Genomic DNA, 24,786 nt, shown 5'->3' on the forward strand with positions numbered 1-24,786 from the left:
AATGCGCCGTCCAGTCCGCCAGCATCACCATTGGCTGGATTCCTCGGCGTAGACATGGTCGGGCAGATCGTAGGTGATGCCCTCCTCGTGGTACCACGATCCCGACAAGAGCGTTGTGAAGTTGGCAATGTTGCTCTTGCGGGCGATCTTGGGGAGGAAACGCAATGCGAAGCGGTCGAATCTGGCCTGCATTCGGAACCAGGGAAGTACGCCGAATGTTGACTGCTTGGGGTAGTTCAACTGGTTGGCCAGTTCGTCTCCGATGAGCGCCCGCGACACCTTGTAGACGTACCGCGAAAGCTTCTGTCCCTCGCTTGGGTCGTCGATGCCGACAACAAGGGGTGCCGAGTTGATCAGCGAATTGGCCAGAACGATAGATGAAGCGCCGGGCTCTGGCTCGCACATGGTGCCTATCTCGTACAGCCTCAACGCATCCTCTTCGCCTTGGAAGAGGATCGACTCGGGAATCCCCATGAGCAGTCCCGAGTAGCGCCACGTCGCCATGAAACTCGCGGCCTCCTCCTCGGTAAAGGCTGCTCCCAGACTCCTCATGTGCTTGAGAAGCCGGGCGGAAAAGGCAGTGATCGCATAGCCCACATGGGCTGCGCTCAGCGGGACGCCGAGAGCATCCTCGTCCCAGTCCGTGGAATTCTTGAGCAAGTACCTGACTTGGGCATGAACCAGACGGATCCTGAAAGAAAGCCTCCATCCATCCCCGTAGACGTCCATACCGCCGGGAAGGAATATCTCCACCATGTGGCGGTTGTTCTGCCGGAGGCGCCGCACACCCTGGTCGCGCAAACGGCCGGTGATGAAGAAGGATTCGCTGATATTGGTGGAAAAGCCTTCCACAAGTACTCCGGCCAGCATTCCGGCCACGACCATCTTCCGGTTCCGATGGAACATGTGGATGCCGGGCGTCAGTGAGGAAAGATCGAGCCAGTCTGGTGGCGTCATAACATCGTCAAAGAGCGCCTGGACCTCTGGAGGGACAGCAGGGCGCTCATTCCCATCGGGGGGGCTCATGTAGACCGAAATGATCCGGGATGCTTCCGAGCGCTTCATCGCCGAGAGGGCTTCTACAGCCGCGTCGGCAATTGGGTCGCCGATCGCCGAGTGGTCGACGTAGTTGTCGGCCATCTCAGGCTCAAGGGTACGGGCCCGCGCGTAGTCAGGGTTGTCGTAGTCGTTGGGAACTTTCATCAGCGTTCTCGAGTCAGCATACCTTGGGGGCTGCGGACCCAAAAACCCAATACTTTACATAACATACATTCTCAACGCTTCAGGGGAAATTGTTAGACAGAATTTATTGAAATTGGCTATAGACATCTGAAAGATAGCCAACTATAGTCGCACCACTGGCTCAGGCCAGGGTTATCGGCCTCGCAGGCCCCCCACGAGAAGCGTCGAACGGAGGGCCTTATGGTTGCCGCCTGGCAGGTTTCCCTGGTTGCCGCGCTGTTGCTGGTGGCTTGCGCCGAGACCTCCGATGAGCTCTCTGACCGTCCGTTGGCGCCTGCGGAGGATCCAACCGCCTTGGGACCCCAGATCGCGCGGTCGGCGTCAACAGCCCCTGAGTCGGTAGCTTCTTCAGCCCCACATCCGGAACCTGTTCTCGCGGTGCGGGCCAGTGACGGCGTGATCGAGCCCTCCAGCGCCGACCATTCGGCTGTTCTTCCCCATGCCGATTGGTTTCGCGACCCGACTTGCCGCCACGAACTGCGGTGGTGGTCTGGGCTGCGATGGACAGACACTGTTTCCGGAGATGGCGGCACTGCCGAGGATCCCCTGACGGGATCCGATGCCCTGATGCCACCTGACGCCGGCTGGCCGGTAGATCCCTGCGAAACCCTGGGCATCATGTTCACGGCGTTTCCGCTCACCGCTGAAGAGCTGGGATGTGCCGGGCCTTATCCGGCCTGCGTAATAGACGACAGCGGACTGCCTCGAGCCACCCGACTGGTCACCCACCAGGAACTGCTCGGCTCCGGCGGATACCACCGAAGCCTTCTCCACGACCATGCGCCGGAAGGGCTCCCCGAGAATGTTGTGCTCGGATACCTGAGCGAGTGCCTCGTGGAGTGGCCTGGATTCAGCCGCCAGAAACTCCAGTATGGGGGGACGCCGGTTCAGACGTGCAGCATGGTCTGGCGCGACATGGCATACCCGATCACTTATCTGGGAGCACGCGACGACCACCGTTGCGTGTGGGATGCCTACAAGGCGTTTTACTTGCGCACTGGACAGCGCGCCGCCCCCTATATTCGCACCGGCTGGGCAGAGAATTGCGCGAGTTGGCTCGATCCGCACCCCGTCCGGCAGGTGGCGGATGAGTGCCGACTCCCCAACGGCTATTACCGGCGCCTGAGCGCTGACGACCGGTTTGCCGACTACGGCCTATCACTCAACGATCCTGAGCTGTCCCCGGAAGCCGTTCGTCAGCGGTGGTGCAGTCTCCTTGCCCGATGCAACGATCTGTGGCAGCAAGTGGCCCCCACTCGCTCTGCCCGCTTTGCCGAGGCCGGATGGGCCAGCCCGTGCGTTCAGAGGGTGTCGGGCCATGAGATCAACACCGTCCGCAGGGGCCGGTGCGAAGAACTGGACATCCTGGCCAGCCTGGTGGGGGGTGAGGGCGAAGACGGCCTGCCTACCGTGCCGCCCATTCCCTCCGGGCTCTGGCTCAGTTGCTAGGAGGTTGAGGAGATGCAGCTCACAATGAACCAGATGCCAAAATCAAGGCGGCAGCGGCAACGGGTTGTCCGGCAGTTGATGTTCAACCGCCGCAAGCTGGCCTTTGTGATGCTGGTGTTCGTACTAGCGACAACTGCCGACACCTGCACCGACCCGAATACGGGCCAACCGGTCCCCCATGAGCACACACCGGTGCCGGTGCCGGACCCAACTCCTGAGCCGGAGGATCCCGATCCTCCGCCGACGTGTCCGCCGGGGCAGATTCCCTGGGGCTTGTTCAATGAGTGGATCGGCTGCATGGATGATCCCAACACGTCCAGCCCTGAAGACCCTGAAGATGGTGAAGAAGACGCAACTGCCCCTCCACCGGACGATCGAGAAGAGTCGGATGACGGCACCGGCACCACGTCGAAGCCGTCGCCGGGTACCTACACGGTCAAACCAGGGACAACCGAGGATGGCACGGAAGTCCTGGTTGAGCGTCCCCCCTTGTGCAGCACAGTAACCGACGATGCCCCGTGCATCGTCAGCTATCACCAAGATGAAGAGGGCAACGAGGTTTGGGTGCTGCCCGAGAGAGATGGCGGGAACACCGAAGACAACGTGGACACCGTGTATTGCGGCGGTCTCGGCGATTCTTTGGACCACAGCAGCGCTCCGACACCGCACACTCACCCCGCCCCGTTCCCCTACGACCACGATGGCAATCCGAACACCCCTGACATCTGTTCGCACAACAGCGAGAACTGTGCGTGGCACGGTACTTGTCCCAGCTCGCAGCCCCCCAACGCTCCCGTTGTCAACCCGCCTACTTCCGCCCCGCCCTCCAAAGTGTGTACGAGTTCGTGGAGCAACTCCGACCGCCAGAGCCTTCTCAGTTCCCTGCGGTGGGAGTCGATCGTTCCCTATGCCCAGGGATTTGTGGGCCACCATCACCCGGAGGTTCCCGGTGGCCAGTTGTTTCTGACCGCAGCCTCCACCCCGGAGAGCCCAGCTCGCCACTGGATTGCGCTGAAGTCGGGTCGCTCGCTCGATGTTGTGGACGCCCCGAGAGATGGATGCTTGTGGACGGCAGCCGCAGTTGGGGTATCGCTACGGGAGCTGCTCCCCCACCATGCCTCTGATCTGGCCAGACTTCGATCACCGGGCACCACAGCCGCGGCCAACGAAGCCCGTGCTGCGGCGGCGCTGTGGGATGGCCTCAGCCAACAGCGCCAGCAGTGGTATGCCGCGGCGTTCCCCCGCAACGATCCGCCCACTACATGGTGCTCACCGGGTGATCTGCCCGCTTGGACCACACCGACGACCGGAGTTCTGACGTTGTCGGAGAACTGGAAGAGCAGCCACGGCAAGTGCCGCTGGTTTATCCCCCGTCAAGGCTTCTGGGAGTGGCAGCTGCTAATCAATTACGCCTCTGAACAGGGCGATCTCCATACCGAGACCGTGGCCTCCGACTTGTCCTGGTTCCGTGATCCGGCAGGTTACCTGGGCCAACAGGTGACCTTGTGGTAGCCGGCCTCAACCGGGAGCAGTGGTCGCCGACTTCCTGGCCGGTGAGCTTCCGGCGACGCTTGCTAACGGCGGCAATAGTCCTTGCTGCCACCGTGGCAGCAGTCATTGCCCTGTCCCAAGACGGTGATGTCGTGGCGGAAGTGCCGGTGGTCGCCGCCACACAACGATGGCCTGCGGGGCATCCTCCCGGCGATCACACCTTGGTCAACATGCCTGCTGATTTGGCGGTGCTCTTCATCCATCCCTCGGAGCTAGCCGGAACTGTGGCCGCGGTTGACGTACCCGAGGGCACCCTGGTCTCGGCCAATATGCTGCGCCCACACAAAACCGGCGACGATGTCCGCACAACCGCGCTGATGCGGTTCATGGTGAGCGACGAGCTGTGGCCCGAGCCGGGTCCGGTGGCCGGAAAGCGAGCCGTGTTCTCGTCGTCTCCCGGAGGCTGTGCGGCTGCCTTGGTGACTGTGGTGGCAGCCGACGGCGATGGCGCCTCCACCAGCGTCACGGTGGAGGCGGACCCCAAATTGGCTGCTGTGCTGTCCGATGAGCAGTGGTGGATCTGGGAGTCGCCTCCCGGAAGTTGGCCCCTGTGCCATGGTGAGGACGTTCGCTGATGCTCTTGGCCATAGGAGATCGGTGGCTCAGCCCCGAGGCGGTAAAGCGGGTACTCGATGAAGTTCTTGAGGGTATGGCCGACGCGGCCCCCGGTGTTGTTCTTGCTACCTCTCCAGCCGAAGTCGACGAGGCATTGGCGGCTGGCCACCCCACGGTCTTGTCGATGGGAGACGACCAACCGGAGCTTCGCCTCGAGTCGGCGGTTGCATCGGCCGCCGCGGTGCTGTGGATCACTACATCCGACAGCACCGACGTGCGCTCCCAGCTCCGGCTGGACACAGGATCGCGCCGAGTCACCCCCATCGTGTCGATTGTCGTGTCCGCCGAGCAACCCGACCTCGGTCGAAACCGCGGCCAAGGGGTCGCAAACCTGTGGGTCTCCTCCGAGCCGACCCCTCGCGATCAGCGTCGTCTGCACCGGGTCGGACGCCGATTGGCGTGGACCGCAGTCGCCCCCCGCCGACTCGATCCGCTTGACCGCGAGACCCATCTCTGGTCGGCATCGCAGGCCGCCCAGACCCGTCTCGCCGGCCTGCTTGAAGAAACCGGGGTTGAGGAGTTCCAGATCCGGGGCGGCGAGTGCATGATTGTCCACCTAGCCGACGGCCAACGCGAACGACGACCCTCGCCATTTGCATCCAACGATGAACTGATCGAGACAGCTCGCCACTTGGCCAGCTTCTCGGGCGGGCAGCCCCAACGCTTCGACGTTCTCGACAGCCGCCTGGATATTCGCCTCGGTGACCGATGGAGACTCCACGCCAAAGCGTTCATGTGCCATCCCCCCACTATGGTGCTGCGCTCCAACATGGCGGGTAAGGCCACCCTTGACGACCTCAACGTGGCTGCCCCCTTGCTTCAGAAGATCCTGGTGGGAGCGGTGTCAGGTCCGGTTCGGGCCAACGTAGTGATCGCGGCGGCCATGGGCGGGGGCAAGACCACTCTTTGCCAGGCTCTGCTGGCCACCGTCGATGGCTCGGAGAGGATTGACACCATTGAGGACACCCCCGAGCTGCGGTTGGCCCAGTATGACATCCACCCCAACAGCTTCGAACGCCTCACTCGGGATGCCAACAACGACGGCGTGGGGAAGCTCTCCATGAGCGACCACATCCGCGACGCCAAGCGGGCCAACTCGTCGAAACTGGTGATCGGCGAAACCAGGGGTGAGGGAACCCTTGCGCTTTTGGATGCCATGAGCAGCGGGCTCAACGGCTGCCTGGTCACCTTGCACAGTCAGCCTGGCCCGGGGGTGCTGGCCAAGCTGCTGTCGTACGCGTGCAGCGAGGGTGCCGACCCCCGATTCGCCCGACAGCAGATCGCCATCGCGGTTCACCTGCTGGTCTGGATGGGCCGCAATGAACTCGGGGGGCGGGTGATCTCTGACGTCTCCCAGATCGTGAGCTACGACGACCGCCACGACACCATCAAAACCCAATGTCTTTGGTCGCTTCGCCCCGGGCAGCGATGGGCCGTCCCGGTTGGCCGGCCCCAAGGTCAGATCGAGGGGCTGTACCAGTCAGTGGGAATCGACCTCCGACCGGCGGACAGTTCCAACCGCGGCCCCGATAGAGCGCCGGCTGCGGCCCCTCCGCCGCCATTGGCCTCTGCAACGAGGGACAATTGACCGCGCCAACTGCGGTGCTCCTGACCGCAGGACTCGCTCTCATGGCCGTGATCTGGTGGCCGGCTTCAACGGGAAACCCGGCCGGGCTCCTGGTCGGCAGCCTGGTGCTGGCTCAGCGACACAGGATCCGAGTCGGACCCCTCGCCGCTACAGCCATGGTTGTTCTCGGATTTCTGGTGGGGCAGATTTTGCTGGGACCCATCACGGGGCTGGCAGCGATGATCCTTACCGGGGTGGGCCTTTGGGCCATCGCCATACAGATCCGGTCGCGCCGCAGCTTGCGGGAGGCCGACGAACTGGCCCAACTAACCAACGGGCTGGCCAATCAGGCTTTGGTGGCCCCCACTGTGGTGGAAGCCGTGCGCCAAGCCGCGCCGCTGATTCCCGGCCGGGTCGGGGCCGCTGCTCGGGTGATGGGCGCTGAGTGCCAGACTGGCGGTCTAGTAGAAGCGGCCAACCGCTTTGCCGCCACCATCCAGCGGCCAGTTGCCGAGATGTTGGCCACGGTGCTGGCCGAGGCGTTTCGGGGTGGTTCCCAGTGGGTGGGCTTGGCCGGCGTCTTGGCCGACGAGGCCACTGAGGCCGCCGAGACCGCCCGGCACTTCCACCGATACGCGGCTGCTCTCATGCCTCAGATCGCCGTCACGGTGGTGATGGCCGTCGGCATGCTGGCCATAACCGGATTTGCCGCCAGAGACGTGGGCCGCTGGCTGGCCTCCCCAGTGGGGCAGCAGCTTCTGCTGCTTCTCGCGGTGTTGACCGCGGCGCTCTGCGCTCGAGTACTGGCCCCGGCCTGGAGAATGAGCCGATGATCTTCCTGGCCGGATTGTCGGGAGCAGGCGCAGTAGCAGTACTGCTACTGGTTCGCCCCAAAACCAGTGGCCACCTCGCAGTTCAGGCTGCGGCCATGGGATGGCCACCCAATCAGATTTCGGCAGCCGGCTGGCTTCTGGCTGCTGTCGGCACGGTTGTGGGTTGTGTGGCGGGAGGGGCGATGTTTGGGTGGGCCGAGGGCCTGGCCTTGGCGGTTATGGCTGGAACATGGCTACCTCGGCTAATGCCGGCGGGCATTCGGGCTCTGGCCGCCGCGGCCTACCGCAGCGAGCGAGATCAGAAGATGCTCGAATGGATGCGGAAGCTACGGCTGTTGACCTCAGCGGGCCAGCCAATCAATGCGGCCGCGGTCAACGCGGCGCTGACTGTCTCAGGCCGGGCCTTCACCCTGGCCCAGGGCGCCATTGGAGCCGCCCTCGACGCCGGACGGGATCCACTGCCCGCGGTCTCCGCGGCCATTGCCGGTTCCCCTGCCGAACCGCTGCTGGCCTCGGTTGTGGCTGCTGAGCGGGCGGGGGCGGCGTCTTCCGACTTGTTGGACAAGTCACTGTCGCGATCGGTTCGGACCCTGGAGTCCGAGCGGCGCCTGGCGATCGACCAGCTCAGCCGGGCCATTGGAACCACGGTCACCCTGGTCGCCGCCATCGCTGGTCTTGTCGTCATGGCCGCCGTGATCTTCGTCCTCTGAAGCTCGTCTGCGGTCATACAGCCTGAAGGAGAAAAGCATCGTGCAATCAGCCATCGTCCAGATGATCTTGATCGTGGTCGGCATCGCCGCCGCCGCCATCGTGTCCATCATCGTCTACGCCCAACTCAGCGACAATGCACCAGATACCGGGGACAACATCGACAAGGGTCGGATAACGACCGAGACGCTCTGCGACGCGGTAGGCGGAACTTGGACCGCAGCCAACACACCACCGTGTGCGTAGCCAGCCATGACCACTTCCCTGGTCGTGCTGCGCACATCAGTGCTGCTCATGTTCCTGCTGATAGCGATCACCGGGCTGTATGTGCATCACGTCACCCGGCTTTCGGCCGATGCTGCCGCCCAGTCGGGCGCTGCTGCGGCTGCTCAGGCGGCGGTGGCAGCCGGGTGGCAGTGTCAGCCCACTCCCCCAGCGGAGGCGCTCACCGCCGCGGCCCAAGCGACTCTCAGCCATATGAATCATTTGGCAGTGCAACCGGTGGCGGTGGAGGTGTTTGCCGACGCTTGCAACCTGTTCACCTCAGTCACGGCCGCTCCGTTGGGTTCTCGGGTGTCTGCCCTGCATATCACCGCCATCGCGTGCCGTTCGGCAACCCAGGCGGCGACCCTCAAGGTTCCCGGATCGTGTTAGTGGCACCAACATGAGTGATGCCATCGCGTTCTTGCTGATCCTGCCTTCCCTGGCGCTCGGCGTGGTGGTGCTCGATGCGGCCGGCACCCTGGGAACAGCCCGCTATCGAACCTCGACTTTCGCCGAGGCTGCTGTGGTCCATGCCGCCGACACCCTGGCCCAATCCCCAGCCAATGGCACTAAACCTTCGGATCGGGCCCGATGGGCTGAGGTCGCCGCCACAGTGGAGGAATCTGGCCTGGGCGCTACCGCCGGGGTCTGCAACCAAACCGACCCTGAGTTCAGTATCAACCTGCTCTCCCAACCCCGACCGGTGAGCAGCTCCAGCACATCACCATCGGTCGCCGTGGTGGTGAGCTGTCCAGTCGAGTTGGGCCGACTATTCAACGTCAACCGGATCGTCGCCGCCAGCGTCGAACCCGTCGGATAGCGCTATGCACACCTCCATTGTGCTGTTGACCCTCGGCGTGGCTGTAGCCGTAGTCACCGGCTCGCTCACCGACCATGCAGAGTTGATCGCCAACCGCAACTTGGCCGCCGACCGAGCTGATCGAGCGGCGGTGGCATTCATCAACGGTTGCGGCGGCGACGGGTGCAACTCTGCCTCCCTGAATGCCACCCGCGTCGACGGCACGGGTGTGTCGGGCTGCGTCAGCCAGTCCCCTAGCGGAGCCGTCCTTCTCGTAGAGGCCCAAGTCCCCTGGAGTCCCACGGTGCTCACCGGGCTATCCCCCTCTTTCGCGACGACCGCAGTAGAACTCGAGGGTTTCAGCGTGGCCGCGACCAGCGTATTGGGATCGTGTTAAGTGTCTGCCCAAAGCACACCAGCACCTCTGCACCTGACTGCCGAAAGCGCGCCAGCAGTTCTGTGGCTGAGCTCTCATGCGGTAGCGTGACCGCCGGTGTCTCGGAGAATAGAGATCGAGCTGACCAGCCAGCGGCCCGATGGCTCCTGGACGTGGCGAGCAGCCGGCGCGCGCGAGCCCAAGGGTGAGCTATCCGGTGATCTGATCTCCTTTGCCGCCAGCGTGGGCGACGAGCTGACCGTCGAGGCCGAATTCCATATGGACGGCATTGAGATCATTGAGGTGTTTGAAGCCAAAGAGAAGCGCCCCATGCCGGAGACACTGGAGATCCTGGGCTCTGGTCGAGACCAGCCGCTGGTGACCACCCAGCTGGTGTCCACCCGCAAGAACCGGGGGCGCGACCGCGGCGACCGACGAGAAGGTCAAGACCGCCGGGGCCGAGGAAACAGGAAAGACCGCGACCGGCAGGAGTCCCGTCGTGAGGATGACCGTCCCAAGGCCAAACGTCTGCGCCCAGACCGCGCCCACCGTCAGCGTTTGATCGAAAGCTTGCCTGAGGAGCAACAGCCCGTAGCCGAGAAGATGATGCGTGACGGCATCAGTTCGGTCGAACAAGCCCTGCGAGACCAGCGCAAGAAGGCTCGCGATGCCGCCCAAGCCAAGAAGAAGGCAGCTGAAGAGGCCGCCAAAGCCATCGAAGAAGCCGCCGAGTCAAAGAGCCCCGAAGCCGACGCCAAACCCGAAGAGCCCACCCCTGATACCGAAGCCAAGCCTGAGAAACAACCGTCGAAAGGGAAGGCACCCGATTCAGACTCGTCTGACGATTTCCTGACTGTGGCCGCCAAGCTGCTTCCCGGCATGCGAGCTGCGGAATGGCGGGATCGAGTTGAAGCCGCATTGGCCGGCATCGACGAGCTTGATCTCCGCGATCTCCGATCTGTGGTGGTGGCCTCGGAGTCGGGAGCAACAGACGAAGAGGCCAAAGCGCTGGCTGAGGAGCTTCGCACCAAGCTCACCGAGCGGGTCGACCGGGAACACGCCGAATGGCTGGCCGAGGTCGCGGCCACACTGGCCGATGGCCGGATGGTGCGAGCCCTGCGGCTTAGTTCCCGCCCTCCGAAGGCCGGGGTGCCCCTTCCTCAAGACATCGTTACCCGCCTAACCGAGGCGGCGAACGCGGCATTGACCAGCGAGACTCCATCTAAGCGCTGGATAACCGTTATGGGCGCGGTGGCCTTTTCCCCGGTGCGCCGAACCGTGGAACCCATGGGAATCCCAGAGAAGCCCGATGAAGAACTGCTGGCTGAGGTCAAGAAGCTATCGGAGCGGATTCCCCATATTGCGGCTCTGTTCGGAGTGGAACCCACCCCTGCCCCGAAGCGCCCTCGCCGACGGGCAGGCACTCCAACGGCTAGCCGATGACTTGATGATCGCTCAGGAACTCCAGCAAGCCGTCCACCACGTCCCACTCTCCTAGGTCATCAAGAGCCACCCACGCCGCGTCTGAGGCATCGGTAGCCGCCGTTGGCACCGCGTCGGGCGCCACCGTGACCCAGTAGTCCACCACCACGTAGTGGCGTCGTCGGCCGATGAGCTCAGTCCAGCCCACCGCCTGGCCCACTTCTCCATCAAGGGAGGTCTCTTCTCGCAGCTCGCGGCGAACAGCCTCAGCTAGAGTCTCCCCTTTCTTCACCCGCCCACCGGGTACCGACCACAGCCCTTCTCCTGGAGGACTACCTCGACGGATCAACAGAATGGCGCCGTCGCGAACCACTACAGCCCCAACACATAGCTCCGGCCAGCTCGTATCTGCCCTGTCAGCGTCGGCACCTTCTGGAGTTCCGCTCACGCTTCTGGCTCTTGATCGAGTTGCGTGTGCACGATTAGCGCATGGGCCGTCAGTTTGAACGTCTCGAAGAAGTTCTTGGCCTCGCGGTGGCCTGGCAGCACGAAAGCATCAATCGCCACCAGACCCTGTTCCTGAGCCCACTTCTTCAGGATATCGAACAGTGACTCCCCCACTCCCACCGAACGGGCATCAGGAGTCACGTATAGCTCGTCGATTCGAGCAATGAAGGATCCGTCCCGGCGCACAACCCGCTGAGCCCATCCGTATCCCACTACGGCTTCTTCCCATATCCCAACGACCACGAGAGCTTCTGGATCAGCCAACAGCTCGGCGAGATGATCTTCAAGGGACTCGGAGGCAGCTTCCGTGGCGATCCAGCGCTCCCCTCCCCGGTATTCGAGCGCCTCGCTACGGGCCTCCCGAGCCAAATCGGCCACAATGCCAGTCTCATCGGAACGAGCTGGTCGGGCCGTACCCTCTTTCGGCCGATCGCTCACGTTCAACCTGGCTCTAAATCAAAGGGGTCGACGCTGGCCCCCGAAGGCTTCGAGGAATGGTCCAAAGCCATGCGGCCGAGCAGGCGAGCCGCTTCCAAATGGCGGCGACCCCGGGCGGCCAATTCGGAAGGCGGCGAGTCAACCGACAGCAAGAGCCCCACGGGTGCGTAGAGCACCGTATCAAGCAGACGGTCCATCGACTCGCGGGAGGAACCAGCCGACTCCCGGGAGGAATCGGCGTCACCGGTCGAGCTCATAGCCGGGCCAAAGACGGACAGGGCTCTTCCCCCGAAGGACACCGGGGATTCTCGCGGGACCCGAACTGGCTCGAGCTGACGATCAGGAAACACCCCTCGCAGGTCCACTCATTGTCTCGCTTGGGCGCGACCTGACCCGAGGCCTCAGGCGACGGGTCGGGAGTCTCCTCGTCTTCGTCCTCGTCGTCACCGGCGGCCAGGCGGTCTTTCAAAATGGTGTCGAGATCAGCCTCGACGTTGTCGGGGTCGATGTCCTCCCCTTCGCCATCCTCATCATCGCCCGCGTTTGCGTTGCGAGCTGGCCCGTTGTTCCCGCTCTCTTCCTCTTCCTCTTCCTCGAGTTCCTCGTCGAGGTCATCGTCCTCAAGATCGCCGTCTCCGAGGACAGCTTCGAACTCATCATCGAGTTCCTCGCCGATGTCTTCGTCGAGGTCGTCGATGGCGCTTTCGTCGAACTCCTCGTCCGGCATCTCGTCGTGCTCGTCAGGGTCTGTCATGCTCCCCTGCTACCTCCTCAGGCAATCCGATCAGCGCGGATCATAGACACCGGCGCGCCACAATGTGCGCACTTACCCGTTCAATCTTCCATTTGGCCAAAAGAGCATCTCCGGCTCATGCCCGCTCTCGAACCTGGCGACGCTCTTCTGCTCGAAGTTCGGCATCCAGGCGGCCAAGCGGAGGTTCTTCGCTGAGGTCGACAAAACGCATCATCTCTGCCACTGCCGGGTGGCCGGCCTCATCGCGGATGAGCTGCCACATGTCCTGCCCGATCTCCCGGTACACCGAGTGGCCCTGAGGGGTGGTGCGCAGCTCGATAACGTGCATTGCGGCCCTGGCGTTGATGCTCATGTTGAAGCGCACCTTGTAGGCAAAGCTCACCGCATAGGGGGCCTGTTCGGGGAAATCCCGGTTCAAGAGGCCGTACAAGTCGGCTGAGCGATCCATGGCCTCTTTGAAGACCGGAGCACATCCCGCGGCGTCCACCGACTCAGGAAGGGTGAAGCCGTGGCGGGGGCTGAGCTTCTGCCATTCAAGGGTGAGCATGCGATGGCGCTGGAGATCCCGAAAGGCACCGTAGTCGGCCAATATGTCGAACCGGTAAAAGGAACGCTCCAAGGCCCGTCCGGGCTTGTGTCGGCGATTGGCCCGCTCGCCGACGTATGCCCGCACGACGGAGAGGCGGTCTTCTGCCCCCATCGCCCGAACCTCTCGTTCTAGTTGCTCTTCCGAGAAATGGGTGTAGGGATAGAGCATGGACGCCACCATCTTGATCTCGGCGTCTGGGTCGAAATCCACCAACCGCACCGTCGGAGCTTCATCAATTGGCAGGTCGGCCGGCAGCAGGTAGTCGACCACGCTCTCCATCGACTCTTGGACGTCGCCCATATAGCGACTCCACGCCACCCCTCGGTCCTCTAGATCCACCCGCTTCAAGAAGGAAGGGATGACCTTGCGCAGCTCGGTCAACATCAATTCGGCATAGGTCTGCACTTCCGGTAGTTCGTGGGCCCGCATTCGAAGCAGCAGCAGTTCGTAGGATTGGCCGGTGCCGTAGATGCCCACGTTGGACACGGTTGCCGCGGGCAGCACCCCCCGAACGGCATCCAGGGCCTTGGCCCGGATCGCCTGGCGATAGGCGAAGTCGGAGGAGTCCGAGTCCCTGGGGGTGTGCTCGCGGTAGAAGTCGGTCATGGCAGGCAGGAGTTGGCCGTAGGCCTCGAACATTCGGTCCATGTCGCTCACGTAGCGGCCCGACAGAGGAGACTCCCCAACCTGGGGATCGCGGTAGTAGCGATAACGGCCGCCAATCCGAGCGAGATAGTCGATATACCGCGTGGACTGCTCCAGATATGACATAAGCCGACCCCACTCCAGCACCTTGGTCAAGATGTTGGAGGCCTGCTCGCAGGCCAAGTGGACTCCGCCCAACTGGGCAACCGAATCGTCCCCATATTCAAAGAAAACCCGGTCGTATAGCTCCTCGGCTCGGCGCAACCCCACGGTGGCGTCGATACTCACGTCACCACTGATGTCCAGCTCGCCGACAAACTCGTCCAAGAACAGCCGACGCAGCGACTTGGCCGAACGGCTATAGCGGGCAAACAGTGCCCCCTTGACCACCTCGGGCAGGTTGACGAGGGCGAACACCGGCTGATCCAGGTTGGTGAAGTACCGGCGGAGGATGTCCGCCTCTTCATTGGTGAACTGTTCAGCGACGTACTGAGTCATTGCAGGCTAGCGGCGAACTAAGTCGCTGAAGGGCCATTGCAGGTTGGCGACGTATTGAGTCATTGCAGGCTTTGAGCCAACTCATCGGCAGCCCGGTTCGTGGCGCCAGGATCCAACCACAGATCGGCCACCGTCATGGCCATGATCTTCGCTCCGTCGAGCACCGCCTGGTCGCCGCTTTCCGATTCGGCGTAGTGGGCGAACTCCGGGGTGTGAATGGCCACATTGTCCGGGGCCACCTTGATCATGGGATGGATCGACGGCACTGCGTAGCTCACATTTCCCATATCGGTGCTGCCCACGACCGCGGCCGACGACTTGGGCTCGCGAGCGATCCGCCCCGTCGACGCGGCGTTGCGGGCATAAAGGTCCAGCAGCACCTGGTTGTCGATCAAGTCGGCGAAGATCGGCGATTCTCGACGGCACTCAATGTCCACCCCGGCAGCCGCCGCACCTGCTTCGAGGCAGGCCACCACCCGCTCTTTCAACTCGGCCAGGCTGTCCAGCTTCGGAGAGCGGACGTACCACTCTGCGGCGACATCGTGAGGAACGATGTTCGGCTTGTCCCCAGCCCGGGTGAAGATCCCGTGGATGCGCTCATCAGGCCGTATGTGCTGGCGAAGGGCAGCCACGTTCATGTACCCCAGCACCGCACCGTCGAGGGCATTTCTACCCAGGTGGGGTGACGCGGAGGCGTGGGATGGCTGACCGGCGTACGTCACCACTAGCTGCTCCACGGCGATGGTGTTCATGCGGACGAGCTCGTGATTGGCGGGGTGCACCATCATGGCTGCGCTGATGCCGTCGAAAGCGCCTCTCTCTAGCATGTACTGCTTGCCGCCACCGCCCTCCTCCGCAGGGGTGCCGATAATGCTGATGCGTCCCCCAAGCTCGTCGGCCAGGACGGCCGCGGCCAATCCGGCACCCAGTCCCGCGGCTGCGATCACGTTGTGGCCGCATGCATGCCCGATTTCAGGCAATGCGTCGTATTCGCAAATCACCGCAACATGAGGGCCGGCGCCGCCCGCTCTGGCGACAAACGCCGTGTCTAGGCCGAATGCCGACCGCTCCACTTCGAGCCCCTCGTCCTCTAAGACAGAGCAGAGCAGATCGTGGGCGGTGTGTTCCTCGAAACACAATTCGGGGTTCGCATGGATCTGGTGGGAGACGCTGAGTAGTCGAGATGCCCGGGCATCAACCTCTGAAGCCATCTGCTGCTTGGCCACATCGGGAGTCACGGGGCGAATGCTACTTGTCCCGTCGTGGATTGTCGCGGTAATGCAGTCCTCAGTCACACCACAACAATGAGTGCTGCTGGCTCCACTCGGATGGACAAGTTGGAAGCCTTTTGCACTGGTTGTCCGTCTAGCTCCACCATCAGCGGCCGCTCGAGCTCCACTTGGACAGCGCCGGTGCGGCGGTACCGAATCTGGGGATGGGGTAGGTGGTCTCCGGTGCCCACCCGGCGTAGGGCTCGCAGCCGATCTCGGACCGATAGACGGCCATGGGAGACGTCTAGCAATCCGTCTCCTGGATGGGCTTTGGGTCCAAGATTCCAGCTTCCCCACCACGCCGCGTTCATGGCCACCAGTGCCTCGCCAGCCCACCCCTTTCTCCGAGCCGCAAGGTGGGCGCAGAACCAGAACAGACGCCCATCCAGCAGTACTGCTCCGAGGTCCACAGCGAACCTCCACGCTTCCGGTGAGCGAATGGCCTCGGCATCACCCCTCCCTCCGAGGGTGCGGCACAGATCACCTCCCAACAACCCCAGCTCGGGCAGCGGACGACTGGCCCGACGGGCCTCTTCGATCACTGACCGAGCCTCGGCGTCGCTGCTCACCAATACGCCGTCAGCGCCCAGACCTCCGGACTCGCCCCAATCCTCACCCTGCTGTATGGGCATTGGCTTCTACCTCTTCGGGCGCCTGACGCCTTTGTCGGCGGTCCCGCAACCAGCCGATTCCAATGGCAGCCTCATAGAACAGGTACATGGGCACCGACAGCACCATGAGTGTGAACGGGTCTCCACTAGGAGTAATCACCGCAACCAGGGCGACAATGCCCACAATGGCGAATCGCCTCCCTCGTATCAGCTGTCGGTAGTGGATGATCCCGGCCATCTGCAAGAACACCAGCAGGATGGGGAATTCGAAGCCGATTCCGAACGCCGCCATCATCTTGATGACGAACGACAAGTATTTGGCCGGCGAGAAGCCGGTCACCAAGTCTTCGCCGCCGATGGAGGCCAAGAAATTAAGCGCCCGGGGGATGCTCCAATACGCGAGGCCAGCTCCCAAGGCAAAGAGCAGGGCTCCTATCACGGTGAAGGCGGCCGCGTGGCGGCGCTCGCGGGGATACAGGCCGGGCTGCACAAACCTCCACACCTGCCAGAGCACCACCGGGATTGCCAGCGTCAGCCCTCCGTAGCCCGCCACGGTCAAGCGCACCGAGAACGGCTCCAGCGGGTCGAGTACCAACAGCTCGCAGCCACCGAAGAGGTTTTGACGGGTTGCTTCTTCGGCCACCGCTTCTTCGGGGACCACGTCGCAATAGGGCTGGACCAACCGGTCCAAGATCTGGGGGTAGAACACCCAGCACACCACCGCGCCGGCCACCACGGCCAAAATGCTCTTGATGAGCCGTGATCGCAACTCCACCAGGTGCCCCATCAAAGGCATGGTTCCATCGCTGGATCGGAGGCGGCCCTCCCCCTGGTCGCTCACTGGCTGCTTGGCGGTGGGTCGGAGGTCTGTTCAGTCTGTGTCTTCGACTCCTCGTTCCCCGGACTGCTTCCCTGCCTGCTCTGTTCAACGGCAAGCTGGCCGCGCTGGCGGGCTTCAGCCTCCATAGGCTCGTCTAGGGCATTTTGCAGCTCCTGCTGAAACCCAGTGGAGATCTTTCGGACCTGACGAAGGACGTTCCCGATCTGGCGAGCTGCTCCCGGCAATTTCTCTGGTCCCAGCACAACCAGGGCCACCACCACGATCACCGCGATCTCAGCCCATCCGAGGTTGCCCACACCGAGAGGCTACCGCTACCTATCCTTTACAGGGCTGCTCAAGGCGTGACCATCGCTACCTATACTCCGCGAGGCTGCTCGAGGTTTGACTAATGGCCCCAAGGATTCCCGCCCTTCTCATACCCCCAATTGGATTCGCCCATCGGGGGGCTCGAGCCCACGAACACGAAAATACGCTGGCCGCGTTCAGCCAGGCATTGGAAATGGGGGCCACCGGCTTGGAGAGCGATGCCTGGGTGACCGCCGATGGGCAGGCCGTGCTTGACCATGACGGTGTTGTTCGGATGGGCCGCTGGCCGCGGAAACGGCCCATTCCCGATTGCCGGCGAGACGAACTTCCCGGCCACATTCCCAGCCTGGCCGAGCTCTATGGCAGGTGCGGCGGAGGTTTCGAGCTGTCCCTCGATCTGAAAGATCCTGACGCGGCTCCCGCGGTGGTCGCCAGTGTGGACGAGGCCGCAGCCCGCACCGGGCTTCCACTTCGTCAGCGACTATGGCTGTGCCACCCCGACGTGGACACCCTGGTCGAACTGCGAAGCCTCTGGCCCGATGTGCGCCTGTGCAATTCCACCCGGCTGAGTCGTATGGACGGCGGGCCGGAGCGACGCGCCGCAGTGCTGGCTGAGGCCGCCATCGACTCGGTGAACCTCCATCAGACCGACTGGACCGGTGGCCTGGTAACCCTCTTCCACCGGTTTGGAATCCTCTGCTTCGGCTGGGATGCCCAACAACCCCGAGTGCTCAGAGAGCTGCTGGACATGGGCATCGACGCGGTGTACAGCGACCACGTCGACCGCATGAGAGAGGCGCTGACAAGCTGGTACCCTGAGGGGCAATGAGCGAACAAGCCGCATCTGCCAAGGCCCTGGTCGCTCAAAACAAAGATCCCATTGCCTTCGCCGACGTCACCGCCAAGTTCGGCAACGGCCACGTCGCCCTCGCTGACGTCACCTGCCAATTCGAGCATGGAACGTCCACCGCTCTGATCGGGCCAAATGGCTCGGGCAAGACCACCTTGCTCCGAATGATGTGCGGTCTCGCCCCACCAACCCAAGGGACCATCTTCCCAGAACCCTCCAAGAAGATATTCGCTCTAGTGGCTCAGCAGCACGGACAGCGGGGGTGGATGCCATTGACCGTTTCCAACGTGCTGCGCATGTCCCGTTTCCGCGACCGAGGTTTGATCAGGCGTTTGGGAGCAGCAGATCGGTTACTGATCGAGAATGCGGCCGAACGCCTCGAGGTATCCGACTTGGGCAACCGCCAGTTCGGAGAGCTGTCGGGAGGCCAGCGCCAGCGGGTAATGGTGGCCCAGGCCTTGGCCCACGACGCCGACGTGCTGTTGATGGACGAGCCCATTACCGGCTTGGATTTGCCCAGCCAAGAGACGATCCTTCGCATCGTTGATGAGGAACGCAGGCGGGGTCGAATCGTGGTTATCTCCACCCATCACATGGACGAGGCCGAACTTTGCGACCAGGTGATTCTCTTGGCCAACCGGATAGTCGCGTCGGGCACGCCCGGTGAGGTTCTGACCAACAAGAACTTGCAAGAGGCCTTTGGCCTTCGCATGGCCCACGGCGATAAGGACGATTGCGTGTTCCACGGCGAGCACGACGACCACACCGATGGGGTAATCCACGTCTTCAGCGACCACGGCCACGGCCACGATCCCTACGACCGTTGAGCAAGAATTAGAGGCGACCGAAATCCGTCACCGGCCAAAGTCGCAAGAAGGCGTGTCCCACGATCAAGTTCTCGGGGATGGGACCGAAGGCCCGACTGTCGGTGGAGTTTGCCCGGTTATCGCCCATGACGAACACCTTCCCCTCCCCGACCAAACAGCCTCCGTCCACAATGCGCTCGCATCCTGAAGGCATCCTGCCGGTCGTGATGCCGGATGATTCAAGATAGGGCTCGTGGAGCCGCCGGCCATCGATATAGACATTTCCCTCGACAAACTCGATCACTTCGCCAGGCAGGGCGATGACCCGTTTGATGAGGTCATCCTCCTGTCGGCCGCTGACTCCCGAGGGCCGCTCGAACACCACAAGGTCGCCGCGACTCACATCGTTGAGGTCATAGCCCAGCTTGTTCACCAAGACCCGGTCGCCGTTGCCCAGGGTGGGCTCCATGGAAGTGAAACGGATGTAGTAGGCCTGGAACAGCACCGAGCGCAGCACTAGGGCCAACACCAGGGCCCCAGCCAAGACCAGAACCCACTCGGCGACGACCCGGGCACTGGACTTCTTCCGTTTGCCGTCTGCTCCGCTCTCCCCACTTTCCTCAGGAGTCGGCGCGAACACCGGCTGATCGGCATGCTGGTCCTGCGAAGCTGGCGCAGCTACCGGGCCTGCTTGCTGGTCAGGCTGATCGATGGTCATGGCGTCGAATACCCCTATTGGTACCGGGCCAGTACCCGCTGGGCGGCGAGACGAGCCTGGTCCGGGGCCACCGGTGGGTCGGCGCGCCGCAGCTCAGCCTGAGGCCCGAGCTGGAGCAACAGCCGCTCGAGCCTGCTGACATGGCTCACGGGCATGGTGGCGTCGACCTCTCCACTGCTTAGAACCACCTGGTCTTCGGTGGGGTACTTCTCAATGGCCCAAGAAGCCCCTGGCGATAGCCGCAGCACAACCCGGGGGTCGGTTTCGCGGGCTTCGAAGGCTGAGGGTGCGCCGGTCTCGTCGGGCGGGTCGAACCGCGCCTCCAACAGTTCTAGCGACCTGATCCGATCAATTCGGAATACCCGCACCCCTTCGGCCTGCTGACAGTGGCCCTGCACATACCAGTTGCCCATATCCGAGAAAACTCGGAATGGATGAATAACGCGATCGGATTCCTGGCCTCTTCCGAAGCTGAAGTAGCGGATCCGTACTTGGCGGCAATCAGCAACCGCGGCCAGCAGAGGCTCGACCCATTCGTCGGCCAGCTCTCCCAAGCTGACCGCGAGGTCCTCGCCCATACTCACTCCAAGCCCATCGGCCAGCTTGGCCAATCCCCGGCTCAAGGGGCCTTCAGGGTCGGCACCGGACAACAGAGCCTCCCCAGCCCCAATAAGACCCAGCGCCTGGCCAGGGGTGAGCCGGAGTGGCCGGGAGAAATAGTCGGCGTTGCTGATCGCCACCCAACCGCCGTTGTCATCTTCATCCAGACCCATCACGTATATCAGCTCGTCTGGCGTGAACGGGTGCAGCCCAACCACAAACAGCACTTTCACCAAGTCTTCCCGCAGCTCCGTCTCCGGGTAGTCGAATCGCTGGGACACCTCGCTCAGCTCGGCGCCTCCTTGGGACATCACCCACGGAACCAGTTCCAGCATCCTCCGCAGTCGGTCACCAGCGCTCAACCGGCTCATCGGCTCAGTCTTTCGAGCCAAGCCACCATGTCAGTGCGCAGTTCAGGAGGTCCGAGCATTTCGGCATGTTCAAGGAACTCCAAAACCAGGGATCGGAAGGCGTCTGGGCTTCGAACCACTACCTCGAACACAGCCGAGCCGTCGGAACCCCTCTCCGAGGGTTCTTGGCCGAGCCGCCGAGCGGCCCAAACCGCCTGATCGGGATCAACCTTCAACCGGGCGGTGACAGCCGGGCCGCTTCCGAACTTCCAGGGCTGGAATGGCGCCCAGCCCGTGGTTCCCTCTCGCTGCTGAAAGCCGCCTGGCGATCCCAGAGACATATCGCCTTCAATCCGGTCTACCCGGAAGGTGCGCTTGTCCTCCCGCCCTCGGTCGTGTCCGACCACGTACCAGTGGCCTTGGTCGAAGGCCAGAGTCCAAGGCTCCACTGAGCGGGGCTGACCGCCATAGGTGAACTCGGCCACCCGCTGTTCGGTGACTGCCTGGAAGAGCTCAGCCAGGGCAGGATGCACAGGCACCGCGGCCAACTCAGCCTCGGTCCCCTCCCCCACCCGACCGCCTAGCTTCCACAGGGCCTCGGTGCCTGAGACCCCGTCGAAACGGACCGCAGTGGCGGCCCGGTGCAAGGCGGCGAGCTCGTCGGCCTCAAAATCCATCTCTGGCAGTGAGTAGTCCTGCTTGCGAATCCGGTACCCCCAGGTCTCCCGTTCTTGGCCGGGTACTGGTCCGGCGATAACCGGTATGCCGGCATCGGCCAACTGGTTCATATCCCGGTGAAAGGCCCTCTTGGCGGCGGCTCCGTTTTCGGGGTAGCCAGCCGAATCGTCTCCTCGGGAAGTCCCAACCCTTTCCAGCAACTCTTCAATGGACAAAAAGCGGGGAGTCTCGATCAGTGCGGCTATGAGTCGAAGCAAGCGCTCCAGCCTTACCTGCTCTGGCTTTCGTCTCGACCCGGCAACCATCAGCGCCCCTGCTCTGGCTTGCGCCCGGACATCACAAGGATTCGATCAGCTTTTCCACCCGCTCGTCATGGGCTCGGAACGGGTCTTTGCAGAGGACGGTCCGTTGGGCTTGGTCGTTCAACTTCAGATGCACCCAGTCCACGGTGTAGTCCCGCTTGCGCTCCTTTGCCCGTCGAATGAACTCTCCCCGGAGCCGGGCCCGAGTAGTGGCGGGCGGGTGCTCGACCGCATGGCTGATCTCGTCGTCGACGCACATCCGCTCGGCCAAGCCCCGATTCTGCATCCGGTAGAACAAGCTACGCGAGCGGTTCACGTCGTGGTACTGAAGATCCAGCAGGGCCACCCGGGAGTCGCCGAGACCAAGGCCGTGGCGTTCACGGTAGGCCTCGATTAGGTGGTACTTCATCACCCAATCGCATTCCCGGGTCAAACCGAGGGGATCCTTGGCGATCTGGACCAGGCAATGCTCCCACATCTGCAGGGCCTGCTTGTCTTGGGGCTCTAGCTCCCGACTGTCGGCGTACTTGAGCGCCCGGTCGAGATACTCAGACTGGATATCCAGTGCGCTGACCTCGCGGCCGCTGGCCAGGCGTATCCGCCGAGTGCAGGTGGGGTCATGGCTGATTTCCCGGATAGCCCGGATCGGGTTGTCCAGGGTCATGTCTCTCAACGCCACCGATGGGTCTTCCAACATCCGCAGCAGGATGCTGGTCGCTCCTGTCTTCAAGAATGTGGCGTATTCGCTCATATTGGAATCGCCCACGATCACGTGCAGCCTTCGATACCGCTCAGCGTCAGCGTGGGGCTCATCGCGGGTGTTGATGATCGGCCGAGAACGGGTGGTCGCGCTGGAAACCCCCTCCCAGATGTGCTCGGCTCTTTGGCTCATGCAGTAGGTGGCCCCGCGAGCCGTCTGGAGCACCTTGCCCGCCCCGGCATAGATCTGGCGGCTGACCAGGAACGGAATCAGGACCTCCGCGTACTCGGAGAAGTCGTCGCGCCGACTCGTCAGGTAGTTCTCATGGCAGCCGTAACTGTTGCCCGCCGAATCGGTGTTGTTCTTGAACAGGTAGATGTCCCCCTGGATCCCTTCTTCCCGCAACCGCTGCTCGGCGCTCTCAATAAGCGTTTCCAGAATCCGTTCGCCGGCCTTGTCATGGGCCACCAAGTCGTAGACAGAGTCGCACTCTGGGGTGGCGTACTCGGGGTGCGAACCCACGTCGAGGTAGAGCCGGGCGCCATTGACCAGAAAGACATTGCTGCTGCGGCCCCAAGACACAACCCGGCGGAAAAGGTAGCGGGCCACCTCATCAGGGCTGAGCCGGCGATGGCCCCGCAGCGCGCAGGTAACGCCGTACTCATTCTCTATCCCGAAAATGCGCCGCTCCATGCCTATCCGTTCCCGATCCCGAGATCCCGCCTGTTCATCAGTTCAACAACTCAGCTAATTCGTCGCCTTCGATCCTCTGGAACGCCCTCCGACCGGTCTCCCGCACCAAGAGGGCCACCTCGAGATCGTCGGCTTCCAGGGTCCGCTCCTCCCCGCTCAGCGCGGCGGCGGAGGCCTTGACGGCATCGCCCAATTCCCAGTCACCGTCGTAGGTCTGACCCAGCCGCTCAGCAATGGAGTCAGCCTCTCCCCCCAACACGGTGTAACCAGACTCGTCGTTGACAGTGCCGTCGTAGAGCACGTGGAACATCTGATCGCCATCGGACTCAGGCGCCACTTCAACCACCAGGATCTCCACCTCCAGCGGTTTCATCTCGTGGGTGAAAGTCTGGCCCAGTACTTGGGCGTATTGATTGGCCAGACTCCGGGCATCCACATCGTCGCGGCTGTAGGTATAGCCCTTGAGGTCGGCATGGCGAACGCCGGCTATGCGGAGCTGATCGAACTCGTTGTATCGGCCGACACCGGCAAACGCGATCCGGTCGTAGATCTCGCTCACCTTGCGTAATGTGTTCGACCGATTCTCCGCGCAGATCAAAATACCGTTGCTGATGCTCAGCGCAGTCAGGGCTCGGCCCCGGGCGATTCCCTTGCGAGCGAAGTCGGCCCGATCCTTCATCAGCTGCTCCGGTGCAACGTAGAAGGGCATGGTCATTCGGAATCACCCCCCTGGCTCTCCAAACTGGCCAGGAGATCCCGGAACCGTGCCTCCACATCGGCATCGGCCACTCGCTCGAACCCATCGGCACCGATAACCGCCACCACCGGGTATATGCCCCGCACTAAATCGGGACCGCCAGTGGCGGAGTCCTCCTCTGCGGTGCGGAACAGAGCCGACACCGCCAAATCAATCATCTCATCGGCATCAGCGCGGGGTCGGTAGCCCAGTTTGATCACCGTTCCCGCATGCAGACTTCCTGAACCTCCAACCGCGTATTCCCGCTCCTCGTACCGGCCCCCGGTCACGTCGTACTGGAACAGCCGACCGACTTCTCGAGTCGTGTCGTAGCCGGCAAACAGCGGCACCACGGCAAACCCCTGCATGGCCGCGGGCAAGTTGTTCCGAACCATCATGCCCAGCTGATTGGCCTTTCCGTCCAGGCTGAGACCCTTGCCCTCCACCTTCTCATAATGCTCAAGCTGCAACTGGAACAGCCGAACCATCTCCATGGCCGGCCCGGCAGCTCCGGCGATGGCCACCCCGGAATGCCGGTCGGCGGGGAAAACCTTCTCAATCGTGCGATGGCTGATGAGGTGCCCTGCAGTGGCTCGACGGTCCCCCGCCATCACCACTCCCTGCTGGCAGCGAATGGCGACCACGGTGGTGGCATGAGTTATAGCCAGATCGGCAGCCGGGACGTCGGGATCGGGCGGCACCAACCCGGTGGAGCGAAGCAAAGCCGCAAAGTTGGGGCCCGGGTCGCCCCCGGCTTCAAATAGGGGCAACGTCACAATTGGCAGACTACCGCGATGAGGTCTAAACCGCGCCGGTCCAAACGATCGACTGCCACAAAGGGCTACTGCCCGCCCTTCTGGATATATGACTTCACGAAGTCCTCGGCATTGGTCTCCAACACCTCGTCGATCTCATCCAGCAGGTCGTCGAGTTCGGCCTTCAACTCCTCGACTTGTTCCGAGGCCGCCGGAGCGTCTTCAACTTCAGTCTGCTCGCGTTGAGGCGCCGGTTTCTTGATCTGCTCTCTTTCCGCCATCTCATTCCCCTCATGCCCGAGTTCGTGTGGA

At 62.9% G+C, this 24,786-nt stretch carries 30 protein-coding genes; 13 read left to right on the forward strand and 17 right to left on the reverse strand.

Annotated features, from left to right (window positions below):
* Positions 1-24: 24 nt before the first annotated feature.
* On the reverse strand, positions 25-1,140 hold the full coding sequence (locus ACOQPI_RS13430) for an oxygenase MpaB family protein (protein WP_420620129.1): 1,116 nt from the start codon (positions 1,138-1,140) through the stop codon (positions 25-27).
* A 282-nt stretch (positions 1,141-1,422) separates the two neighbouring features.
* Between ACOQPI_RS13430 and ACOQPI_RS13435 the strand changes: the two genes are divergently transcribed.
* The 11 genes from ACOQPI_RS13435 to ACOQPI_RS13485 all read left to right on the forward strand — a co-directional run bounded on the left by ACOQPI_RS13435 (position 1,423) and on the right by ACOQPI_RS13485 (position 10,847).
* Entirely contained in the window at positions 1,423-2,691 is a 1,269-nt protein-coding gene (locus ACOQPI_RS13435) for a hypothetical protein (protein ID WP_420620130.1), read from the forward strand.
* A 33-nt stretch (positions 2,692-2,724) separates the two neighbouring features.
* Complete coding sequence (locus ACOQPI_RS13440; protein WP_420620131.1) at positions 2,725-4,203, forward strand: hypothetical protein; 1,479 nt, start codon at positions 2,725-2,727, stop codon at positions 4,201-4,203.
* 41 nt (positions 4,204-4,244) lie between these two features.
* Positions 4,245-4,817, forward strand: coding sequence for a hypothetical protein (locus ACOQPI_RS13445; protein ID WP_420620132.1), 573 nt, complete (start codon positions 4,245-4,247; stop codon positions 4,815-4,817).
* Positions 4,817-6,445, forward strand: coding sequence for an ATPase, T2SS/T4P/T4SS family (locus ACOQPI_RS13450; protein ID WP_420620133.1), 1,629 nt, complete (start codon positions 4,817-4,819; stop codon positions 6,443-6,445). Before ACOQPI_RS13445 ends, ACOQPI_RS13450 begins: the two co-directional genes overlap by 1 nt.
* 41 nt (positions 6,446-6,486) lie before the next feature.
* Positions 6,487-7,257, forward strand: a complete 771-nt coding sequence (locus tag ACOQPI_RS13455) for a hypothetical protein (RefSeq protein WP_420620134.1) — start codon at positions 6,487-6,489, stop codon at positions 7,255-7,257.
* The gene (locus ACOQPI_RS13460; protein WP_420620135.1) at positions 7,254-7,967 is read left to right on the forward strand and encodes a type II secretion system F family protein; all 714 of its coding nucleotides are present in this window, start codon (positions 7,254-7,256) and stop codon (positions 7,965-7,967) included. The genes ACOQPI_RS13455 and ACOQPI_RS13460 overlap by 4 nt, the downstream gene beginning before the upstream one ends.
* Before the next feature lie 40 nt (positions 7,968-8,007).
* Positions 8,008-8,211 carry a hypothetical protein gene (locus tag ACOQPI_RS13465; RefSeq protein WP_420620136.1) on the forward strand — a complete coding sequence of 68 codons (204 nt, stop codon included), beginning with the start codon at positions 8,008-8,010 and terminating at the stop codon, positions 8,209-8,211.
* A gap of 6 nt (positions 8,212-8,217) precedes the next feature.
* Complete coding sequence (locus tag ACOQPI_RS13470) at positions 8,218-8,619, forward strand: hypothetical protein (RefSeq protein ID WP_420620137.1); 402 nt, start codon at positions 8,218-8,220, stop codon at positions 8,617-8,619.
* Between the two features lie 10 nt (positions 8,620-8,629).
* Positions 8,630-9,049 (forward strand): hypothetical protein, encoded by a 420-nt coding sequence (locus ACOQPI_RS13475; RefSeq protein WP_420620138.1) that lies wholly within the window; start codon positions 8,630-8,632, stop codon positions 9,047-9,049.
* Positions 9,050-9,053: 4 nt separating this feature from the next.
* Positions 9,054-9,425, forward strand: a complete 372-nt coding sequence (locus ACOQPI_RS13480; protein ID WP_420620139.1) for a hypothetical protein — start codon at positions 9,054-9,056, stop codon at positions 9,423-9,425.
* Between the two features lie 96 nt (positions 9,426-9,521).
* On the forward strand, positions 9,522-10,847 hold the full coding sequence (locus ACOQPI_RS13485; protein ID WP_420620140.1) for a hypothetical protein: 1,326 nt from the start codon (positions 9,522-9,524) through the stop codon (positions 10,845-10,847).
* Here the strand turns inward: ACOQPI_RS13485 and ACOQPI_RS13490 are convergent.
* The 9 genes from ACOQPI_RS13490 to tatB all read right to left on the reverse strand — a co-directional run bounded on the left by ACOQPI_RS13490 (position 10,837) and on the right by tatB (position 17,276).
* On the reverse strand, positions 10,837-11,274 hold the full coding sequence (locus ACOQPI_RS13490; protein ID WP_420620141.1) for an NUDIX hydrolase: 438 nt from the start codon (positions 11,272-11,274) through the stop codon (positions 10,837-10,839). The two genes, ACOQPI_RS13485 and ACOQPI_RS13490, sit on opposite strands and share 11 nt — an antisense overlap.
* Positions 11,271-11,771 carry a GNAT family N-acetyltransferase gene (locus ACOQPI_RS13495; protein WP_420620142.1) on the reverse strand — a complete coding sequence of 167 codons (501 nt, stop codon included), beginning with the start codon at positions 11,769-11,771 and terminating at the stop codon, positions 11,271-11,273. Before ACOQPI_RS13495 ends, ACOQPI_RS13490 begins: the two co-directional genes overlap by 4 nt.
* A gap of 2 nt (positions 11,772-11,773) precedes the next feature.
* Complete coding sequence (locus ACOQPI_RS13500; RefSeq protein ID WP_420620143.1) at positions 11,774-12,028, reverse strand: hypothetical protein; 255 nt, start codon at positions 12,026-12,028, stop codon at positions 11,774-11,776.
* Entirely contained in the window at positions 12,025-12,525 is a 501-nt protein-coding gene (locus tag ACOQPI_RS13505; protein ID WP_420620144.1) for a hypothetical protein, read from the reverse strand. Before ACOQPI_RS13505 ends, ACOQPI_RS13500 begins: the two co-directional genes overlap by 4 nt.
* 115 nt (positions 12,526-12,640) lie before the next feature.
* Positions 12,641-14,257 (reverse strand): FAD-dependent thymidylate synthase, encoded by a 1,617-nt coding sequence (locus ACOQPI_RS13510; protein WP_420620145.1) that lies wholly within the window; start codon positions 14,255-14,257, stop codon positions 12,641-12,643.
* 59 nt (positions 14,258-14,316) lie between these two features.
* Entirely contained in the window at positions 14,317-15,495 is a 1,179-nt protein-coding gene (locus ACOQPI_RS13515; RefSeq protein WP_420620146.1) for a M20 family metallopeptidase, read from the reverse strand.
* Positions 15,496-15,548: 53 nt separating this feature from the next.
* Complete coding sequence (locus ACOQPI_RS13520; protein ID WP_420620147.1) at positions 15,549-16,160, reverse strand: diacylglycerol/lipid kinase family protein; 612 nt, start codon at positions 16,158-16,160, stop codon at positions 15,549-15,551.
* Positions 16,141-16,980, reverse strand: coding sequence for a twin-arginine translocase subunit TatC (tatC, locus tag ACOQPI_RS13525; protein WP_420620148.1), 840 nt, complete (start codon positions 16,978-16,980; stop codon positions 16,141-16,143). Before tatC ends, ACOQPI_RS13520 begins: the two co-directional genes overlap by 20 nt.
* On the reverse strand, positions 16,977-17,276 hold the full coding sequence (gene tatB / locus ACOQPI_RS13530; RefSeq protein WP_420620149.1) for a Sec-independent protein translocase protein TatB: 300 nt from the start codon (positions 17,274-17,276) through the stop codon (positions 16,977-16,979). The genes tatC and tatB overlap by 4 nt, the downstream gene beginning before the upstream one ends.
* A gap of 92 nt (positions 17,277-17,368) precedes the next feature.
* Between tatB and ACOQPI_RS13535 the strand changes: the two genes are divergently transcribed.
* Positions 17,369-18,115 carry a glycerophosphodiester phosphodiesterase gene (locus ACOQPI_RS13535; RefSeq protein ID WP_420620150.1) on the forward strand — a complete coding sequence of 249 codons (747 nt, stop codon included), beginning with the start codon at positions 17,369-17,371 and terminating at the stop codon, positions 18,113-18,115.
* Positions 18,112-18,963, forward strand: coding sequence for a metal ABC transporter ATP-binding protein (locus ACOQPI_RS13540; RefSeq protein ID WP_420620151.1), 852 nt, complete (start codon positions 18,112-18,114; stop codon positions 18,961-18,963). The genes ACOQPI_RS13535 and ACOQPI_RS13540 overlap by 4 nt, the downstream gene beginning before the upstream one ends.
* Positions 18,964-18,970: 7 nt before the next feature.
* Here the strand turns inward: ACOQPI_RS13540 and lepB are convergent, their stop codons facing one another.
* The 7 genes from lepB to ACOQPI_RS13575 all read right to left on the reverse strand — a co-directional run bounded on the left by lepB (position 18,971) and on the right by ACOQPI_RS13575 (position 24,755).
* Positions 18,971-19,660, reverse strand: coding sequence for a signal peptidase I (gene lepB / locus ACOQPI_RS13545; protein ID WP_420620152.1), 690 nt, complete (start codon positions 19,658-19,660; stop codon positions 18,971-18,973).
* Positions 19,661-19,674: 14 nt separating this feature from the next.
* Positions 19,675-20,631 (reverse strand): helix-turn-helix transcriptional regulator, encoded by a 957-nt coding sequence (locus ACOQPI_RS13550; protein ID WP_420620153.1) that lies wholly within the window; start codon positions 20,629-20,631, stop codon positions 19,675-19,677.
* A complete protein-coding gene (locus tag ACOQPI_RS13555) occupies positions 20,628-21,545 on the reverse strand; it encodes a helix-turn-helix transcriptional regulator (protein ID WP_420620154.1) in 918 nt (305 codons plus the stop codon). Before ACOQPI_RS13555 ends, ACOQPI_RS13550 begins: the two co-directional genes overlap by 4 nt.
* A gap of 79 nt (positions 21,546-21,624) precedes the next feature.
* A complete protein-coding gene (pafA, locus tag ACOQPI_RS13560) occupies positions 21,625-22,983 on the reverse strand; it encodes a Pup--protein ligase (protein ID WP_420620155.1) in 1,359 nt (452 codons plus the stop codon).
* Positions 22,984-23,020: 37 nt separating this feature from the next.
* Positions 23,021-23,692: a proteasome subunit alpha gene (prcA, locus tag ACOQPI_RS13565; RefSeq protein ID WP_420620156.1), complete on the reverse strand. Its 672-nt coding sequence runs from the start codon at positions 23,690-23,692 to the stop codon at positions 23,021-23,023.
* Between the two features lie 2 nt (positions 23,693-23,694).
* A complete protein-coding gene (gene prcB, locus ACOQPI_RS13570) occupies positions 23,695-24,495 on the reverse strand; it encodes a proteasome subunit beta (protein WP_420620157.1) in 801 nt (266 codons plus the stop codon).
* Positions 24,496-24,560: 65 nt separating this feature from the next.
* Entirely contained in the window at positions 24,561-24,755 is a 195-nt protein-coding gene (locus ACOQPI_RS13575) for a ubiquitin-like protein Pup (RefSeq protein WP_420620158.1), read from the reverse strand.
* Positions 24,756-24,786 lie beyond the last annotated feature (31 nt).

This window comes from Candidatus Poriferisocius sp., assembly GCF_965219815.1.
Lineage (GTDB): Bacteria > Actinomycetota > Acidimicrobiia > Acidimicrobiales > Bin134 > Poriferisocius.